Here is an 18,909-nt window from a genome sequence, read left to right on the forward strand (position 1 = left end):
TCATACTACATACCATCTAAAGGCAGGAGGATATCGGGGCATGGATTGGACGAACATCGTACTGGTCATACAGCTGTTTTTCGGGGTCATCATCGGCCTTTATTTTTGGAATTTGCTAAGAGGGCAGCGTGTGCAAAAAGTTTCGATTGATAAAGAGTCGCGCAAAGAGATGGAACAGCTCCGCAAGCTGCGTTCGATTTCGCTCACCGAGCCGCTGGCGGAAAAAGTGCGGCCGAAAAGTTTTGACGACATCGTCGGTCAGGAAGACGGCATCAAGGCGTTAAAAGCCGCTTTATGCGGCCCCAACCCGCAACATGTCATCATTTACGGGCCGCCCGGCGTCGGCAAGACGGCAGCTGCTCGGCTCGTGCTTGAGGAAGCGAAAAAAAATCCGCTCTCCCCGTTTAAGAAAAATGCGGTGTTCGTGGAGCTTGACGCGACGACGGCGCGCTTTGACGAGCGCGGCATCGCCGACCCCCTCATCGGCTCGGTGCACGACCCGATTTACCAGGGGGCCGGGGCGATGGGGCAAGCCGGCATTCCTCAGCCGAAGCAAGGGGCGGTGACGAACGCCCACGGGGGCGTTTTATTCATCGACGAAATCGGCGAGCTTCATCCGATCCAAATGAACAAGTTGTTGAAAGTGCTTGAGGACCGGAAAGTATTTTTTGAAAGCGCCTATTACAGCAAAGAAAATCCGCAAATCCCAAGCCATATTCACGATATTTTCCAAAATGGACTGCCGGCTGATTTCCGTCTTGTCGGGGCGACGACGCGCACGCCGAACGAAATTCCTCCGGCCATTCGCTCTCGCTGCCTGGAAGTATTTTTCCGTGAATTGGACCAAGATGAAATCGCCCTCATCGCGAAAAAGGCGGCGGAAAAAATCCGCTTGAACGTGTCAGAAAGCGGCATTCGCCTCCTTGCCGCCTATGCGCGCAACGGGCGGGAGGCGGTCAACATGATGCAAATTGCCGCTGGCCTAGCCATCACGGAAAACCGAGAAAACATTTTGGACAAAGATATTGAATGGGTCATTCAATCGAGCCAAATGACTCCGCGCTATGAGAAGAAAATCGCTTCCGCTCCGGCGGTCGGCGTCGTCAATGGCCTTGCCGTGTACGGCCCGAACACCGGCGCGCTGTTGGAAATTGAGGTGACCGCTTTGCCGGCCAAAGGGAAAGGGTCGATCAATGTCACCGGCATTGTCGAGGAGGAAAGCATCGGCAGTGCAGAAAAATCGGTGCGGCGCAAAAGCATGGCGCGCGGCTCGGCGGAAAACGTCATTACGGTGTTGCGGGCGATGGGCGTGCCAGCGGACCGCTACGACATTCATGTCAACTTTCCGGGCGGGGTGCCGGTTGACGGCCCGTCAGCCGGGGTGGCGATTGCCGTCGGCATTTATTCCGCCATCTACCAGCTGCCAGTCGATCATACGGTCGCGATGACCGGAGAAATCAGCATCCGTGGCTGCGTGAAACCGGTCGGCGGCGTGTTCGCCAAAATCAAAGCGGCCAAACAAGCCGGGGCGAAAAAAGTCATCATCCCGATTGAGAATATGCAATCGTTGCTAGGCGAAGTCAGCGGCATTCAAATCATCGCCGTCCGCCGCCTCGAGGAAGTGCTCGTCCATGTGTTCGGCGAAGAGGCGCTCCGCCGCGGCCCCGCGCTGCTGCCAGCGGCTATGGACCGCTCGGAGAAAAAGCTCGTCTAGCCAAAGGAAACGGCGGCAAGGCGAACGATTGGCAACGAAAGCGGGCGGTCCGCTCGTAACCGAGTCGGGCGGTTCGCCCGGCTTCTCTTTTATGTACGGCTTCGGCGCAAGCGGATCGTCGCTGAAGTCGGTTTTTCTTTGCCTGCAGACGGAGCGCCGCGCGCTTTTTCGTTCGTCAAATTTTACAAACCCGGCTGCCGTACTATACAATAAACGAATAGAAGCGAGAGATGGAGGTGTTCGGCGTGAACGGAAAGAAAAAGGAGACGGTCGTTCCGCTTTTGCCGCTGCGTGGGCTGCTCGTGTTTCCGACGATGGTGCTCCATTTGGATGTCGGGCGCGAGAAATCGGTCAAAGCGCTCGAACAAGCCATGGTTGAGGATCATATGATTTTGCTGACGTCGCAAAAAGACGTTGCCATCGACGAACCGGACATGGATGACTTATATAAAATGGGAACGATCGCGCGCGTCAAGCAACTTCTAAAACTCCCGAACGGCACGTTCCGCGTGCTTGTCGAAGGCGTCGCTCGGGCGCTCATTACGGAAGTGATCAGCGAGGAGCCGTACTTTCTCGTCAAAGTCGAAAAGTTTGCTGATCGGGCGGCGAAAGATTTAGAAGATGAGGCGCTCAAGCGGACGATGCTTGAATATTTCGAGCAGTACATAAACTTGTCCAAGCGGCTGTCGGTCGACATTTACGCCTCGATCGTCGACATCGATGAGCCGGGGCGAATGGCGGACATCATCGCCTCGCACTTGCCGCTTAAGCTTGAGGAAAAGCAGCGCATTTTAGAAACGATCGACGTGAAAGAGCGCCTCAATAAAATCATCCAAATTTTGCACAACGAAAAAGAAGTGCTCCAGCTTGAGAAAAAGATCAGCGCCCGCGTCAAGCAGTCGATGGAGCGGACGCAAAAAGAGTATTATTTGCGCGAGCAAATGAAGGCGATTCAAAAAGAGCTTGGCGAAAAAGAAGGAAAAACGGGCGAAGTCGAGGAGCTGAAAGAAAAAATCGAGGCGGCCGGCATGCCGGAGCATGTGAAACAAACGGCATTGAAAGAGCTTGACCGCTATGAAAAAATTCCGGCGACCTCAGCGGAAAGCGCAGTCATTCGCAACTACCTCGATTGGCTCATCGCCTTGCCGTGGTCGAAAGAAACGGAAGACATCCACGACATTAAGCGGGCGGAAGCGATTTTAAACGAGGAGCATTACGGGCTCGATAAAGTGAAAGAACGGGTGCTTGAATTTTTATCCGTCAAGCAGCTGACGAAATCGTTAAAAGGTCCGATTCTTTGCCTCGCCGGACCGCCGGGGGTCGGCAAAACGTCGCTCGCCCGCTCGATTGCCAAAGCGCTCGGCCGCCGCTTCGTCCGCGTTTCGCTCGGCGGCGTCCGCGACGAATCGGAAATTCGCGGCCATCGCCGCACGTATGTCGGCGCCATGCCGGGACGCATTATCCAGGGGATGAAAAAAGCAGGCACGATCAACCCCGTCTTCTTGCTTGATGAAATCGACAAAATGTCGAGCGATTTCCGTGGCGATCCATCGGCGGCCATGCTGGAGGTGCTTGACCCGGAGCAAAATCATACGTTCAGCGACCATTACATTGAAGAGCCGTACGATCTATCGAAAGTCATGTTTATCGCCACGGCCAACCATTTGGCGGCGATTCCGCAGCCGCTCTTGGACCGGATGGAAGTGATCCACATACCAGGCTACACAGAAGAGGAGAAGCTGCATATCGCCAAGCGGCATTTGCTGCCGAAACAAATCACCGAGCACGGGCTGAAAAAGGCGGCGTTGCAAATTCGCGATGACGCGATGCTCGATATCATCCGCCATTATACGCGCGAAGCCGGGGTGCGGGAGCTTGAGCGGCAGCTCGCCGCTATCTGCCGAAAAGCGGCCCGCCTCATCGTTTCCGGCGAGAAAAAGCGGGTTGTGATCACAGAAAACAATCTTGAGGAATTTTTAGGGAAGCGAAAATACCGCTACGGCCGAGCCGAGGCGGAAGACCAAGTTGGCGTGGCGACCGGGCTGGCGTATACGGCGTTTGGCGGCGATACGCTCGCCATCGAAGTGTCGCTCGCGCCAGGCAATGGGAAACTCGTGCTGACCGGCAAGCTCGGCGATGTCATGAAAGAATCAGCGCAAGCGGCGTTCAGCTACGTGCGGTCGCGCGCTGAGGAGCTTGACATTGATCCGAAGTTCCATGAGAAATATGATATTCACATCCACGTTCCGGAAGGAGCGGTGCCGAAAGACGGGCCATCGGCCGGCATTACGATTGCGACCGCACTCATTTCCGCTTTGACGGGCAAGCCGGTGAGCCGCTTTGTCGGCATGACCGGGGAAATTACGCTGCGCGGCCGCGTTCTTGCGATCGGGGGGCTGAAAGAGAAAACGTTAAGCGCCCATCGTGCCGGATTGAAAACCGTCATTTTGCCGAAAGACAATGAAAAAGATTTGGCTGACATTCCGGAAACGGTGAAGCGCGACTTGCGCTTTGTGCTCGTCTCTCATCTCGATGAGGTGCTGCCGCACGCGCTGGTGGGGTGGAAGCGATGAATGTGAAGAAAGCAGAGCTTGTGACCAGTGCCGTCAAGCCGGAACAATATCCGGACGGCGGACGGCCGGAGGTGGCGCTCGCCGGCCGTTCGAACGTCGGCAAATCATCATTCATCAACAAAATGATCAACCGGAAAAACTTGGCGCGCACCTCCTCAAAGCCAGGTAAAACGCAAACGTTGAATTTTTATTTGATTAACGACTCGTTTTACTTTGTGGACGTGCCAGGTTATGGGTTCGCCCGCGTGTCGAAGCAGGAGCGGCAAAAATGGGGGAACATGATGGAGACGTACTTTACGACGCGCGAGGTGCTTAAGGCGGCGGTCCTGCTCGTTGATTTGCGCCATCCGCCGACGAAAGACGATGTGATGATGTACGAGTTTTTAAAACATTACGAGATCCCGGTGATCGTCATCGCGACGAAAGCGGATAAAGTGCCGCGCGGCAAGCATCAAAAACACGCGAAAATCGCGCGCGAGACGCTGCGGATGGCTGACGGCGACCCGCTCATTTTGTTTTCCGCCGAGACCGGACAAGGGAAAGACGAAGCATGGGCGGCGCTTTTGCCGTTTGTGGCCTCATGACGAAAACACCAGCGATTCCGCTGGTGTTTTCACTTCCAAGGCTATTTTCGCCTAGTCCATAATATATAGACGCCGATGGCGATGAGTCCGAGCGGCCAAAACTTCCAGACAGAGGAAAGTCCGGCTTGGACGAGGTGAAAGAATGGCTGGCCGCGCCCGGAAAACGTCAGCACGACAGCGAGAAGCAAAAAAAGCACGCCAAAGCCGGCCCCGCCTTTTTGTTTGCGGCTGCTGGCGAAAAAAGCGAGCGCGATGAGGAAAAAAAACATGTTCACGCCGCGGGGCCAGGCCGAAAATGCACTCGCAAGGAGCAACTCAACGCCAAATCCGAGTAAAAGAAAGCCGGGGAAAAGGTAAGCATATTCGCGCGCTGAATGCGCCTGGCCAAGCAAAGCCGCGCCGCAAATGGCAAGCAAGGCCGGCCACCCTTGGAAGAAATGGAAAAGGGGGGATTCCATCTGTCCGGCGAGAAAATACAGTCCGAGGCCAATGAATAAGATGCCGGCGAATACCGTTCGGGTTTTCATGATCGTCGCGTCCTCCGTTTCCCTTTTGGACATGTTTATGATAGAATGATCACTGTCTACAGTTTAGCATAGCTTTGGAGGCATGTTCACAATTTTTTCAAACCGGAACGATGGACGGTTGTGATATAATGATAAAAGGGATTCGGTCAATAAGGGGGTTGGCATCGTGCAAATCGTAGTCGTTGGCGTCGACTATAAAACCGCCCCTGTAGAAATCCGCGAAAAGCTCGCGTTTGCGGAAGCGGAACTCGGTGCGGCGATGAAACAGCTCGCCAAGCAAAAAAGCGTGCTCGAAAATGTGATCGTCTCGACGTGCAACCGGACGGAAGTTTATGCAGTGGTTGATCAACTGCATACCGGCCGTTACTATATGAAAGCATTTTTAGCCGAATGGTTTGGCGTCAAAGTGGAAGCGATTGCTCCGTATTTGCGTGTGCTTGAAGGAGAGGCGGCCATAAAGCATTTGTTCCGCGTGGCGGCCGGCCTTGATTCGATGGTGCTTGGGGAAACGCAAATTTTAGGGCAAGTGAAAGACAGCTATTTGCTCGCTCAAGAGGTCGGGACGAGCGGCACGATTTTCAATCATCTGTTCAAGCAGGCGGTGACGTTTGCGAAGCGCGCCCACTCGGAAACGGGCATCGGCGCGCACGCTGTATCGGTCAGCTATGCGGCGGTTGAGCTGGCGAAGAAAATTTTCGGCCGCCTTGCCGGCAAGCACGTCTTGATTATCGGGGCCGGCAAAATGGGGACGCTGGCGGCGCAAAACTTGTACGGCAGCGGCGTCGGGAAGGTGACGGTCGTCAATCGGACGCTTGAAAAAGCGCAACAGCTTGCTAAGCAGTTTGCCGGCGAAGCGAAGCCGCTCGGCGAATTGTCATGCGCTTTGCTGGAAGCGGATATCGTCATCAGCTCGACGGGAGCCAAAGGCTATATTTTGACGAAGGAAATGGTGGCGCCGCTTGAGAAAATGCGCAAAGGCCGCCCGCTCTTTATGGTTGACATCGCGGTGCCGAGGGATTTGGATCCGGCGTTGGCTGATTTGGAAACGGTGTTTTTGTACGACATTGACGATTTGCAAGATGTGGTGGCGGCCAACTTGGCGGAACGGCAAAAGGCAGCGGCTCGCATTGAAATGATGATCGAAGCGGAACTTATGGCGTTCAGCCAATGGCTGCAGACGCTCGGCGTCGTGCCAGTCATTGCCGCATTGCGCGAAAAGGCGCTGGCCATCCAAGCGGAAACGATGAAAAGTTTGGAGCGGAAACTGCCGCATTTGTCGGAGCGCGACTGGAAAGTGTTGAATAAGCATACGAAAAGCATTATTAACCAGCTGCTCCGCGATCCGATTTTGCAGGCGAAGGAACTCGCTGCCGGCCCGAATGCCGAGGAGGCGCTTTTGCTGTTTATGAAAATTTTCAATATCGAAGATGCGGTGAAAGCCGAGCGGCATATGCAGCAGGCGAAATCCGTGCAATGCGATGAACAAGACGCGGAAGCGGTCCGTGCCGCCCGCCCATCATGGCAGCTGTAAGGTGGGATGGATGGTGGCGCTGTTGTATGAGTTGTCTATTTTGCTTTACATCGCTTCGATCCTATTCTATTTCATCGATTTTTTGCAACAAAACCGGAAGGCGAACGACATCGCCTTCTGGTTGCTTTCTATTGTGTGGCTTTTGCAGACAGTGACGTTTGTTTCTCGCATCATGGAGACGAAGCGCTTTCCGATTTTAACGATGTCGGAAGGGCTTTATTTTTACGCTTGGCTGCTCATTACGCTGTCGCTCGTCATCAATCGGCTGCTGCGCGTCGATTTCATCGTCTTTTTTACGAACGTGCTTGCTTTTTTTATTTTGGCCATTCATACGTTCGCACCGTCTTCGCAGTCGCCGGCTGTTGCGGAGCGGCTCGTTTCGGAGCTGCTTATCATCCACATCACCCTTTCGCTCGGAGCGTATGCGGCGTTTACGCTGTCGTTTCTGTTTTCGGTGCTTTACATGTTGCAGTACAGTTTGCTGAAAAAGAAAAAGTGGGGGGCGCGCCTTTGGCGCATGGCGGATTTGTCGCGGCTTGATTTTTTGTCGTATGTTTTAAATGCGCTCGGCTTGCCTATGTTGTTATTAGGGCTCATTCTTGGCGTGATTTGGGCGTATATTCAAATCGACCATTTCCATTGGTATGATGCGAAAGTGCTCGGGTCGTTTGTCGTTCTTCTCGTCTATGGAGTCTATTTTTACAAGCGAGCCGTCCGGCAGATGCAAGGGAAGGCGATCGCGCTATGGAATATCGGTTCGTTTTTATTTTTGCTTGTCAACTTTTTCTTGTTTGGCAGTTTGTCAAAATTTCATTTTTGGTATTCGTAATTGAGGTGGAACGAGATGCGGAACATTGTCGTTGGCTCGCGGCGCAGCAAGCTTGCCTTGACCCAGACGAAGTGGGTGATCAACGAATTGAAACAGCTTGGGGCGCCGTTTACGTTTGAAGTGAAAGAAATCGTCACGAAAGGAGATCGGGTGCTTGATGTTACGCTCTCGAAAGTCGGGGGCAAAGGGTTGTTTGTGAAAGAGATTGAGCATGAATTGCTCGCCGGCGGCATCGATATGGCGGTCCATAGCATGAAAGATATGCCGGCTGTGCTGCCCGAAGGTTTAGTGATCGGTGCGGTTCCGCGCCGCGAAGATGCACGCGATGTGCTTGTCAGCAAAGGAAACCGGATGCTCTCCGACTTGCCGCCTGGGTCGGTCATTGGCACGAGCAGCTTGCGCCGTTCGGCGCAGCTGCTTGCCTATCGCCCGGATTTGACGATCAAATGGATTCGCGGCAATATTGACACAAGGTTGGCGAAGCTCGAAAGCGAAGAGTACGATGCGATCGTGCTGGCGGCGGCGGGTCTTGCGCGCATGGGTTGGGGCGATGACGTCATCAGCGACTATCTTCCTTTTGATGTCTGTGTTCCGGCGGTCGGCCAAGGGGCGCTGGCGGTCGAATGCCGGGAGGATGATGACGAATTGCGCCAATGGCTCAGCCGGTTAAACGACGAGCAAACCGAGCGGGCTGTTCGGGCGGAGCGCGCCTTTTTGCAGCAAATGGAAGGCGGCTGTCAAGTGCCGATTGCCGGCTACGCTGAAGCAGACGGCGGCATGGTGCGCCTCACGGCCCTTGTCGCTTCGCCGGATGGAAAAGAAAAGTATAAAGAAATGGTCACGGGCGCCGATCCGGAGGCCGTCGGCCGGCAGGCGGCCGCTGTCTTGATCGAACAAGGGGCGAAAGCGCTCATCGAGCGGGTGAAACAGGAGTTGAGCCAATCATGACACACAGCGCGCTCGCCGGCAAAACGGTGCTCGTGACGCGCGGCAAAGAGCAGGCCGCGTCATTTTCTGCCAAGCTGCGCGCTGTCGGCGCCGTGCCGGTCGAGATCCCGCTCATTGCCATTCGACCGGCGGCGCCGGAAGAAATCGCTTCTATGGTTGAGCGGCTTGGCGAATACCGTTGGCTCGTTTTCACAAGCGCGAACGCCGTCCGCTTCTTTTTTCCACATGTTTCGTTGCCGCGTCCGCTGCCGGAGATGGCTGTCGTCGGCCGGAAAACAGCGGCGGCGCTCGCCGAGCATGGTCTTTCCCCGGCGCTCGTGCCGGATGATTACACGGCTGAACGGCTGGCTGACTTGCTCATGCCGCGCGTCAAACAAGGCGACCGGGTGCTGTTTGTCAAAGGCAATTTGGCGCGCCCGACCTTGCCTGAGGCGTTGCGAAACGCCGGCGCCGCGGTCGACGAGCTCACGGTGTATGAGACCGAGCCTGATGAAAGCGGCCGGGAGCGGTTGTTGTCGCTGCTGCGCCGGCGGGAGCTTGATGCGGTCACCTTGATGAGCCCGTCGACGGTTGACAGCCTTGTCCGCCTTCTCGACAAAGAAGCGGATGTCCTTCTTTCCGGTGTTGCGGTCGCCTGCATCGGACCGGTGACGAAAGAAGCGGCCGAGCGGGCGGGCATTCCGGTCCATATTTGTCCGACGGATTACACCACGGATGGTATAATCAAAGCGATGGAACAATATTTTTCCATGGAGGGACGATGAATGGCACTGTCATTTGACCGCCATCGCCGTCTGCGGCAAACGGCTGCGATTCGGGCGATGGTGCGTGAGACGCATCTTCGCGTCGAGGATCTCATTTATCCGCTGTTTGTGGTCGAGGGAAGCGGCATTAAGCGGGAAGTGCCGTCGATGCCAGGGGTTTACCATTTGTCGCTTGACCGCTTATCCGAGGAAGTGGACGACATTGCCAAGCTTGGCATTCCCGCCGTCATGGTGTTTGGCGTGCCGAATGAAAAAGATGAAGTCGGTTCGCAGGCGTATTGCGAAACAGGGATTGTTCAGCGGGCGATCCGCCAAATCAAAGCCGAACACAAAGATCTAGTCGTCATTGCGGATACGTGTTTATGTGAATATACGAGCCACGGCCATTGCGGCGTCGTCGAAAACGAGCGTGTGCTGAACGACCCGTCGCTCGAGCTCCTCACCAAAACGGCGGTGAGCCAAGCGCAAGCCGGCGCCGACATCATCGCGCCGTCGAACATGATGGACGGCTTTGTCGCCGCCATTCGCCGTGGGCTTGATGAAGCAGGGTTTGAGTATGTGCCGATCATGTCGTATGCAATCAAATACGCTTCGGCGTTTTACGGCCCGTTCCGTGATGCCGCCGACAGCGCGCCGCAGTTTGGCGACCGGAAGACGTACCAAATGGATCCGGCCAACCGCCTTGAGGCGTTTCGCGAGGCGGAGTCGGATGTCAAAGAAGGCGCTGATTTCTTGATGGTGAAGCCAGCGCTTGCCTACATGGATATTATCCGCGACGTCAAAAACCGTTTTCCGTTGCCGCTTGTCGCCTATAACGTGAGCGGCGAGTATGCGATGGTCAAAGCGGCGGCGCAAAACGGTTGGATCGATGAGAAGCCGGTCGTCATGGAAATGTTGACAGGGATGAAACGGGCGGGCGCGGATTTGATCATTACGTATTTTGCCAAAGATGTCGCCCGCTGGCTGGCTGAATAGAGAGGAGGGCGGAATGATGCGGAGCTATGAACGGTCAAAGGCAGCATACGAAGAAGCGGTGAAATTGATGCCGGGCGGGGTGAACAGCCCGGTGCGCGCCTTCAAGTCGGTCGGGATGACGCCGATTTTTATGGCGCGCGGCCAAGGAGCGAAAATTTACGATATTGACGGCAATGAGTACATTGATTACGTACTGTCATGGGGGCCGCTCATTTTAGGGCATGCCAACCCGCAGGTCGTGGAAGCGTTGAAGCGCGTGGCGGAACAAGGGACGAGCTTTGGCGCTCCTACATTGCTTGAAAATGAGCTCGCTAAGCTCGTCATCGAGCGGGTGCCGTCGGTGGAAATCGTGCGGATGGTCAACTCCGGCACCGAGGCGACGATGAGCGCCCTCCGCTTAGCGCGCGGCTACACGAAGCGCAACAAAATTATCAAATTTGAAGGCAGCTACCATGGCCATGGCGATTCGCTGCTCATTAAAGCCGGCTCTGGCGTGGCGACGCTCGGCCTGCCGGACAGCCCGGGCGTGCCGGAATCGGTCGCCCAGCATACCATCACGGTGCCGTACAACGATTTGGACAGCGTCCGCTATGCGTTTGAGCGGTTTGGCGAAGACATCGCCGCGGTGATCGTCGAACCGGTCGCCGGCAACATGGGCGTCGTTCCGCCAGTGCCTGGCTTTTTGGAAGGGCTGCGCGAGGTGACGAAACAATACGGAGCCTTATTGATTTTCGACGAGGTCATGACCGGGTTCCGCGTCGATTACCACTGCGCCCAAGGGTATTATGGCATTGAGCCGGATTTGACGTGCCTTGGCAAAGTGATCGGCGGCGGCTTGCCGGTCGGGGCGTACGGGGGCAAAGCCGAGATCATGGAGCTTGTCGCGCCGAGCGGGCCGGTGTACCAAGCCGGCACGCTCTCCGGCAATCCGCTCGCCATGACGGCCGGGTACGAGACGCTCCGCCAGCTGACGCCGGAAACGTACGAAGAGCTTGGCCGCAAAGCGGCGCGCCTTGCGGATGGGCTTCATCAGGCAGCAGAGAAATACGACATCCCGCATACGATCAACCGCGCTGGGTCGATGATCGGCTTTTTCTTCACGAACGAGCCGGTGGTCAACTACGAGACAGCGAAAACGTCCGACTTGGAGCTGTTTGCCGCCTATTATCGGGAAATGGCGAATGAAGGCATTTTCCTGCCGCCGTCGCAATTTGAAGGGCTGTTTTTGTCGACGGCGCACAGTGATGATGATATTGAATATACGATTGCCGCTGCTGAGCGGGTGTTTGCCCGTCTGCGCGGATAAGGAAAGGGGCTGCCGACCGTCGGCAGCCCAATTTTTTATCATACCGCCTCGTTTCCGTTCATACAATGGATAATGTCATAGAAACCATTTGCCGAAGGGACGGAAGGAGGAGGCCCGGTTGGAGCAATCGTATTTGCGTTTTTCATTGGAAGAATCGGTCTGGTTTAAAAGGGGACAGGAAGTCGCCGAGTTTTTATCCATTTCTCTTGATCCGGTCATTTCCGTCGATGAGTACGACCAATACATTACGATCCGCGGCGCGCTTGAGTTGAGCGGCGAATTCCGCCAAGCGGGCAAAGGGCAGGCTGAAGCGGATGACGACGTGTTTGAGCTGGCTGGTTATCGGTTCATTCAGCACATTTCGGTGCGCGAAGACGGGATCAGCGAACTGTCGCACCGTTTTCCAATCGATATTACGATTCCAAAAAACCGCATTCGTTCCCTTGAGGATGTGTACGTGACAGTTGAATCGTTTGATTATGATTTGGATGAAAACGGAAGATTGCTGATCACTGCCGACATTTCGATCAGCGGCATCAGTGAAGCGCCGCTTGGCGATGATTTGCCGGACGATGAGGAGGACGATGAGCCGCTGTTTGCCCCGTTTGAATCAATCGCCCGCAAGGAAGCGGCCGGTGAGGAAGCGTTTGCTTCCGTGGATGATCTCGCCGATGAGGCGGATGAACAGCCGGCTTTTGCCGCCGGCGAAACGACGGTTTCCGTCATGGAGCCGGCTGCCATGCGTCATGAAGAAACGGAGGCTGAGGAAGAAGAGGAGGCCAAAGAGCCGTTTTTGCCGCTTGAGACGGAAACGAAGGCGGTCAGCGCACAGACGGAGGAAGACATCGCTTCGCTGCTGCCGCCAACTGAGGCGAAGGTATCGATCGGGGCGGCGAAAAAGGCGGTTGAGGAAGAAGAGGAAGAAGAAACGAAAACAAAAAGCGAAAATGCGCTTTACTTGACGAAACTGTTTGCGAAAAGCGAGGCGGAAGAGTTTACGAAACTGAAAATTTGCATCGTCCAGCAAGGAGATTCATTGGACAAGATTGCCGAACGGTATGATGTGACCGTCTCGCAGCTTTTGCGCGCCAATGATTTGGAAAGCCCAGATGACGTGCACGAGGGGCAGCTGCTGTATATTCCGGCCATGGCGGGAAGCCGTCCTTTCTCATGAAAGGGACGCTTTCCGTTTCTTTTGCCGATAAGGGGGCGTAACGATGGCCGCACAGTCTGACCGATATGATGCTGTGCTCGTCCAGTATGGGCTTCGTCCAGTGCGCATGGAGCAGCAAGGCAAAGCCGTCAAGGTATACACGAACCGCGGCGTTTTCGCTTTAAAGCCGCTTGAAAGCGAGCAAGAAGCCGCAGCCGTTTGGCAGTCTCTTCAGCATGGCGGCCCCCGTTGTCTCCCGCTTTACCTGACGCGGCGGCGGTCGCTGTTTGCCGCAGAAGGCGGCCGTCTTTATTATTTGCAAGCATGGCATGACGGCGAATCAAAGGTGGAGAAGGATGCGGCGGACGCCTTTTTTCGCGAGCTCGCCCGCCTCCATCGCGCCACCGTCCGCACGATCGAGGTGAGTGAGGAAGAGGCGGCGGCGTACCGAAAGCAAAAAAAGGACGAATGGCAACGGGCGCGGACGGTGTGGGAAGAACGGATTGAGCGGTACGAAGCGGCGTGGTACATGTCTCCGTTTCAGCTCCAATGCTGCACGTATTTTCATGAGGTGATGCGCGCGTACTCGTTCGCTGAAGAACGGCTCGATGTGTGGGAAGAGACGCTCAAAGAGACGAAGCAATGGCGCATCGCTTGGGTGCACGGCAAAGCGCGCCTCTCCCACTATATCCCGCCGTATTGGATCAGTTGGGAGCGGGCGCATTGGAATTCGCCGCTCTTTGATGTGATCGCCGCGCTCCGTTTTCATGTACAGACAATGCCGCCGCTTGGGCGCGAGTGGCTTGAAGGAATGGAGGAGTACGAGAAGGAGCTGCCGCTGTCCGACGGGGAGCGGGCGTTTTTATACAGCCATTTGGCGGAGCCGCGTGGGTTTGTCCGCTGTTTGGAGCGGTATGAGGCCGCTTCGCGGAACGAGCGGAACGAACGGGAATATGTGGCCGCGTTGCAGCGTCGTTATTTGGCGTTCAAAAATATGGAGGCGCTCGTTATGCACCTTGTCCAACGCGACGCCGCTCGGCAGCAGGAAGAAGCGGTGGACAACGAACCGCCGGCGGATGAAAGCAGCAATGGTTAAATCGATTTTGAATCCAGCCAAACAAAACGGCGTCGCACTAAATCCATTCCAAATGGAGCGCCACGGCAATGAAAACGAAGATGGCCAATAAAATGACATCAAACGTTGTTGGCAGAAAAATGGTGCGGATCGCTTGAAAAATGGTGAGCGGGATGATCACTTGGGCGCAGACGGCGCGCACTTGCCTCAGCCACGGCGGCCACGAATACGGGTTGAATCGCCGCATCGACATTCCCTCCTTCTCCGGTTTACTATACAATATGAAACGTGCGATGGTTTGTCACCAAATGCACACGGATGGAATAAATAAATAAAAACTTGGCAAAGATGATGGACAATGGTAGTATAATAATCGAACAATGATGACAAAAGCGAAGACGGGGAGGAGTACAGCGGTCCGCGCCTGCAGAGAGGGAAATCAGAAGCTGCGAGATTTCCTAGGATGACGGCTGCTGGAAGGTCGCCCTTGAGCTGCTTCTTTGAAAGGCGCTGCTGCCGAGTAGAGGAAGCCGGCATCATGCCGTTATGCCAATGAAGCGCTTAAGCCTTTGGGCTTAAGAAAAAAGGTGGTACCGCGAAAGCAGCTCCTTTCGTCCTTTTTGGATGAAAGGGGCTTTTTTGCTTGCCGGCTGCGCGGCATTGCTCAGTGGGAAGCCGCCGTCGGCCGCATTGTCCATTATGTTGAAGGAGGGAAATGAAACATGGCACAGCACGAAGTGTCGATGCCGCCCAAATACGACCACCGCGCGGTCGAAGCGGGGCGCTACGAATGGTGGCTGAAAGGAAAATTTTTTGAAGCGACCGGTGATCCGAACAAACGACCGTTTACGATCGTCATCCCGCCGCCCAACGTCACCGGCAAACTGCATCTGGGGCACGCGTGGGATACGACGTTGCAAGACATCATTACGCGCATGAAACGGATGCAAGGGTATGACGTCCTGTGGCTTCCGGGAATGGATCACGCCGGCATCGCCACCCAGGCGAAAGTGGAAGAGAAGCTGCGCCAGCAAGGGCTGTCGCGCTACGATTTAGGCCGGGAAAAATTTTTAGAAGAAACGTGGAAGTGGAAGGAAGAATACGCCGGCCATATTCGCAGCCAATGGGCGAAGTTAGGGCTTGGCCTCGATTACACGCGCGAGCGGTTCACGCTCGATGAAGGGCTCTCAAAAGCGGTGCGCGAAGTGTTCGTCTCGCTCTACCGGAAAGGGCTTATTTACCGCGGCGAGTACATCATCAACTGGGACCCGGTGACGAAAACCGCTTTGTCGGACATTGAGGTTGTTTATAAAGAAGTAAAAGGCGCGCTCTACCATTTGCGCTATCCGCTCGCCGACGGCTCCGGCTGCATTGAAGTGGCGACGACCCGTCCGGAAACGATGCTCGGCGATACGGCGGTCGCTGTGCACCCCGATGACGAGCGGTACAAGCACTTGATCGGCAAAATGGTGAAACTGCCGATCGTTGGCCGCGAAATTCCGATCATTGCCGACGAATATGTCGATATGGAGTTCGGCTCCGGAGCGGTCAAAATTACGCCGGCGCACGACCCGAACGACTTTGAAATCGGCAATCGCCACAACTTGCCGCGCATTCTCGTCATGAACGAAGACGGCACGATGAATGAAAACGCCATGCAATACCAGGGGCTTGACCGGTTTGAATGCCGGAAGCAGATCGTCCGCGATTTGCAAGAACAAGGCGTCCTCTTTAAAATCGAGGAGCACGTGCACTCAGTCGGTCATAGCGAACGGAGCGGCGCGGTTATTGAACCGTATTTGTCGACGCAATGGTTTGTGAAAATGAAGCCGCTCGCCGAAGCCGCCATCAAGCTGCAGCAAACCGACGGCAAAGTGCAGTTCGTGCCGGAACGGTTTGAAAAAACGTATTTGCATTGGCTTGAAAACATCCGCGACTGGTGCATTTCACGCCAGCTTTGGTGGGGGCATCGCATCCCGGCATGGTACCATAAAGAAACGGGTGAAATTTACGTCGACCATGAACCGCCCAAAGACATCGAAAACTGGGAGCAAGACCCAGATGTGCTCGACACATGGTTCAGCTCGGCGCTTTGGCCGTTCTCGACAATGGGATGGCCGGATGTGGAATCGCCGGATTACAAGCGCTACTACCCGACTGATGTGCTTGTCACCGGCTATGACATCATTTTCTTCTGGGTGTCGCGCATGATTTTTCAAGGGCTCGAATTCACCGGCAAGCGCCCGTTCAAAGACGTGCTCATCCACGGCCTCGTCCGCGACGCCCAAGGGCGGAAAATGAGCAAGTCGCTCGGCAACGGCGTCGATCCGATGGATGTGATCGACCAGTACGGCGCCGATGCGCTCCGTTACTTCTTGGCGACCGGCAGCTCGCCGGGGCAAGACTTGCGCTTCAGCACCGAAAAAGTCGAAGCGACGTGGAATTTTGCCAACAAAATTTGGAACGCCTCGCGCTTTGCCTTGATGAACATGGGCGGCATGACGTACGAGGAGCTTGATTTGAGCGGCGAAAAAACGGTCGCCGACCATTGGATTTTAACGCGTCTCAACGAAACGATCGATACGGTGACGAAGCTCGCTGAGAAATACGAATTCGGCGAAGCGGGGCGTACGCTGTACAACTTTATTTGGGACGACTTGTGCGACTGGTACATTGAAATGGCGAAATTGCCGCTTTACGGTGACGACGAAGCGGCGAAAAAGACGACGCGCTCCGTGTTGGCGTATGTGCTCGACAACACGATGCGCCTGCTTCACCCGTTCATGCCGTTCATTACCGAGGAAATTTGGCAAAACTTGCCGCATGAAGGCGAATCGATCACCGTCGCTCCGTGGCCGCAAGTGCGCCCTGAGCTGTCGAACGAAGAAGCCGCGGAAGAAATGCGGATGCTCGTCGACATCATCCGCGCCGTCCGCAACGTCCGCGCCGAAGTGAACACGCCGCCGAGCAAGCCGATTGCGCTCTATATTAAGGTGAAAGATGAACAAGTGCGGGCGGCGCTCATGAAAAACCGCGCCTATCTTGAGCGGTTCTGCAACCCGAGCGAGCTCTTGATCGATACAAACGTTCCCGCGCCGGACAAAGCGATGACGGCGGTCGTCACCGGCGCCGAGCTCATTATGCCGCTTGAAGGATTGATCAATATTGAGGAAGAAATTAAGCGGCTTGAAAAAGAGCTTGACAAATGGAACAAAGAAGTCGAGCGCGTCGAAAAGAAACTGGCGAACGAAGGATTTTTGGCGAAAGCGCCGGCTCATGTCGTCGAAGAAGAGCGGCGCAAGCGGCAAGATTACATGGAAAAACGCGAAGCCGTCAAGGCGCGCCTCGCCGAGCTCAAACGGTAGACAAACGATCTTGCTGTTGATTATGATGAAGACGAATCCGCTTTCCTGTGGATTCGTCTTTTTCGATGGATCATGATGGAAGGTTGGCATATTCTGAGAAGAGGTTTGTTGTCAACATATACTCGCTTTCGCCAGGCTTCTCGATGTGTGGCGCATCTGCCGCATGAAGCCGGCAGGGGGCGGCAAGACACCAATGGAAAAAGGAGGATGATGGACATGGTTCGAACGTATGAAGAAGCGGTCGCTTGGATTCACGGGCGGCTGCGGCTTGGCATAAAACCGGGATTGAAACGGATGGAATGGATGATGGAAAAACTTGGACACCCGGAACGCCGCGTCCGCGCCGTCCATATCGGGGGAACGAACGGCAAAGGGTCAACGGTCGCCTATTTGCGCTCCATTTTGCAGGCGGCGGGCTATTCGGTCGGCACGTTCACCTCGCCGTATGTCGAGCAGTTTAACGAACGAATCAGCATAAACGGCCAACCGATTCGCGATGAAGAGATCGTAGAGCTCGTGCAAACGATCAAACCGCTTGCGGACGAATTGGAACAGACGGAACTTGGCGGACCGACCGAGTTTGAAGTGATCACGGCGATGATGTTGTATTATTTCGGCAAACAAAACATTCAAGACATCGTGCTCATTGAAGTCGGGCTCGGCGGCCGCTTGGACTCAACCAACATCATTTATCCGCTCCTTTCCGTCATTACGAACGTCAGCTACGATCATATGAACATCTTAGGCGATACGCTCGATCAGATCGCCGCGGAAAAAGCGGGGATCATTAAATCAGGGATTCCGCTTGTGACAGCGGTCAACGAGCCCGAGGCGTGGGATGTGATCGCCAAGACGGCGGCGGAGCGGAAAGCGAAAACATATCGTCTCGGCGTCGATTTCACCGTTTCCGACCGGCAGGCGACGGTGGAAGGGGAGCAGTTTTCGCTTGTCACGCCGTTTGCCGAATATCGCGATTTGCGCATTCAAATGCCCGGCGCCCATCAAGTCGAAAACGCGGCGGTGGCGGTGATGGCGGCCGAACTATTGCGCCTTGGCTATTCGTTTTTGATCGATCCGGAGCATATCGCCGATGGGCTGGCCACAGCCGCTTGGCCCGGCCGGTTTGAGCAGGTGAGCGATAGTCCGCTCATCATCCTCGACGGCGCCCATAACGAAGCCGGGATTCGCTCGCTCGTGGAGACGGTGCGCGCCCATTATCCTGACAAACGGGTCCATGTCTTGTTCGCCGCGCTGACAGACAAGCCGCTTGAGCGGATGGTTCAACGGCTTGATGAGCTCGCGGATACGATCACGTTTACCACGTTTGATTTTCCGCGCGCGGCAGCGGCGGAACAGTTGGCGGACCTTTCGTCCCATCCGCAGAAAGCGGTGACAGGTGATTGGATCGGCTGGATCGGTGAAAAGAAAAACCAAATGGGAAGTGATGAGTTGATGCTCATTACAGGATCGCTTTACTTTATATCTGAAGTGCGAAAACGTTTAAAAAAATAATGCCAAGCGATGAAAACGATTGATATAATGGAAGAAAGATAGTTCTTTTGGCG

At 55.2% G+C, this 18,909-nt stretch carries 15 protein-coding genes and 1 other annotated feature; of the genes, 13 read left to right on the forward strand and 2 right to left on the reverse strand.

Annotated features, from left to right (window positions below; genetic code table 11):
* The first annotated feature begins 40 nt into the window (after nucleotides 1-40).
* The 3 genes from lonB (at nucleotide 41) to yihA (ending at nucleotide 4,871) form a co-directional block, all read left to right on the forward strand.
* The gene (gene lonB / locus GC56T3_RS04575; RefSeq protein WP_013144580.1) at nucleotides 41-1,714 is read left to right on the forward strand and encodes an ATP-dependent protease LonB; all 1,674 of its coding nucleotides are present in this window, start codon (nucleotides 41-43) and stop codon (nucleotides 1,712-1,714) included.
* A 230-nt stretch (nucleotides 1,715-1,944) separates the two neighbouring features.
* Nucleotides 1,945-4,287: an endopeptidase La gene (lon, locus tag GC56T3_RS04580; protein ID WP_041468244.1), complete on the forward strand. Its 2,343-nt coding sequence runs from the start codon at nucleotides 1,945-1,947 to the stop codon at nucleotides 4,285-4,287.
* Nucleotides 4,284-4,871 carry a ribosome biogenesis GTP-binding protein YihA/YsxC gene (yihA, locus tag GC56T3_RS04585; RefSeq protein ID WP_013144582.1) on the forward strand — a complete coding sequence of 196 codons (588 nt, stop codon included), beginning with the start codon at nucleotides 4,284-4,286 and terminating at the stop codon, nucleotides 4,869-4,871. Before lon ends, yihA begins: the two co-directional genes overlap by 4 nt.
* Before the next feature lie 41 nt (nucleotides 4,872-4,912).
* Here the strand turns inward: yihA and GC56T3_RS04590 are convergent, their stop codons facing one another.
* Nucleotides 4,913-5,398 carry a LiaI-LiaF-like domain-containing protein gene (locus GC56T3_RS04590; RefSeq protein WP_013144583.1) on the reverse strand — a complete coding sequence of 162 codons (486 nt, stop codon included), beginning with the start codon at nucleotides 5,396-5,398 and terminating at the stop codon, nucleotides 4,913-4,915.
* A gap of 166 nt (nucleotides 5,399-5,564) precedes the next feature.
* Between GC56T3_RS04590 and hemA the strand changes: the two genes are divergently transcribed.
* From hemA to ysxE, 8 genes are all read left to right on the forward strand, one after another.
* Nucleotides 5,565-6,929 carry a glutamyl-tRNA reductase gene (gene hemA / locus GC56T3_RS04595; protein WP_013144584.1) on the forward strand — a complete coding sequence of 455 codons (1,365 nt, stop codon included), beginning with the start codon at nucleotides 5,565-5,567 and terminating at the stop codon, nucleotides 6,927-6,929.
* A gap of 10 nt (nucleotides 6,930-6,939) precedes the next feature.
* Nucleotides 6,940-7,758: a cytochrome c biogenesis protein gene (gene ccsA, locus GC56T3_RS04600; RefSeq protein ID WP_013144585.1), complete on the forward strand. Its 819-nt coding sequence runs from the start codon at nucleotides 6,940-6,942 to the stop codon at nucleotides 7,756-7,758.
* Between the two features lie 15 nt (nucleotides 7,759-7,773).
* Nucleotides 7,774-8,706: a hydroxymethylbilane synthase gene (gene hemC / locus GC56T3_RS04605; RefSeq protein ID WP_013144586.1), complete on the forward strand. Its 933-nt coding sequence runs from the start codon at nucleotides 7,774-7,776 to the stop codon at nucleotides 8,704-8,706.
* Nucleotides 8,703-9,470 carry a uroporphyrinogen-III synthase gene (locus GC56T3_RS04610; protein ID WP_013144587.1) on the forward strand — a complete coding sequence of 256 codons (768 nt, stop codon included), beginning with the start codon at nucleotides 8,703-8,705 and terminating at the stop codon, nucleotides 9,468-9,470. Before hemC ends, GC56T3_RS04610 begins: the two co-directional genes overlap by 4 nt.
* Complete coding sequence (hemB, locus tag GC56T3_RS04615) at nucleotides 9,471-10,445, forward strand: porphobilinogen synthase (RefSeq protein ID WP_013144588.1); 975 nt, start codon at nucleotides 9,471-9,473, stop codon at nucleotides 10,443-10,445.
* Nucleotides 10,446-10,461: 16 nt separating this feature from the next.
* Complete coding sequence (gene hemL, locus GC56T3_RS04620; RefSeq protein ID WP_013144589.1) at nucleotides 10,462-11,751, forward strand: glutamate-1-semialdehyde 2,1-aminomutase; 1,290 nt, start codon at nucleotides 10,462-10,464, stop codon at nucleotides 11,749-11,751.
* Between the two features lie 118 nt (nucleotides 11,752-11,869).
* Nucleotides 11,870-12,925, forward strand: a complete 1,056-nt coding sequence (spoVID, locus tag GC56T3_RS04625; protein WP_013144590.1) for a stage VI sporulation protein D — start codon at nucleotides 11,870-11,872, stop codon at nucleotides 12,923-12,925.
* Between the two features lie 43 nt (nucleotides 12,926-12,968).
* A complete protein-coding gene (ysxE, locus tag GC56T3_RS04630; protein ID WP_013144591.1) occupies nucleotides 12,969-14,000 on the forward strand; it encodes a spore coat protein YsxE in 1,032 nt (343 codons plus the stop codon).
* A gap of 37 nt (nucleotides 14,001-14,037) precedes the next feature.
* On the opposite strand, the gene GC56T3_RS04635 is transcribed toward ysxE, so the two are convergent.
* The gene (locus GC56T3_RS04635; RefSeq protein ID WP_011232115.1) at nucleotides 14,038-14,226 is read right to left on the reverse strand and encodes a hypothetical protein; all 189 of its coding nucleotides are present in this window, start codon (nucleotides 14,224-14,226) and stop codon (nucleotides 14,038-14,040) included.
* 139 nt (nucleotides 14,227-14,365) lie between these two features.
* Nucleotides 14,366-14,601, forward strand: a binding site (T-box leader).
* 100 nt (nucleotides 14,602-14,701) lie between these two features.
* Here GC56T3_RS04635 and GC56T3_RS04640 point away from each other — a divergent pair.
* Both GC56T3_RS04640 and GC56T3_RS04645 read left to right on the forward strand, forming a co-directional pair.
* On the forward strand, nucleotides 14,702-17,344 hold the full coding sequence (locus GC56T3_RS04640; RefSeq protein ID WP_013144592.1) for a valine--tRNA ligase: 2,643 nt from the start codon (nucleotides 14,702-14,704) through the stop codon (nucleotides 17,342-17,344).
* Nucleotides 17,345-17,560: 216 nt separating this feature from the next.
* Nucleotides 17,561-18,856, forward strand: coding sequence for a folylpolyglutamate synthase/dihydrofolate synthase family protein (locus GC56T3_RS04645; RefSeq protein WP_013144593.1), 1,296 nt, complete (start codon nucleotides 17,561-17,563; stop codon nucleotides 18,854-18,856).
* Nucleotides 18,857-18,909 lie beyond the last annotated feature (53 nt).

Source organism: Geobacillus sp. C56-T3, from assembly GCF_000092445.1.
GTDB lineage: Bacteria > Bacillota > Bacilli > Bacillales > Anoxybacillaceae > Geobacillus > Geobacillus thermoleovorans.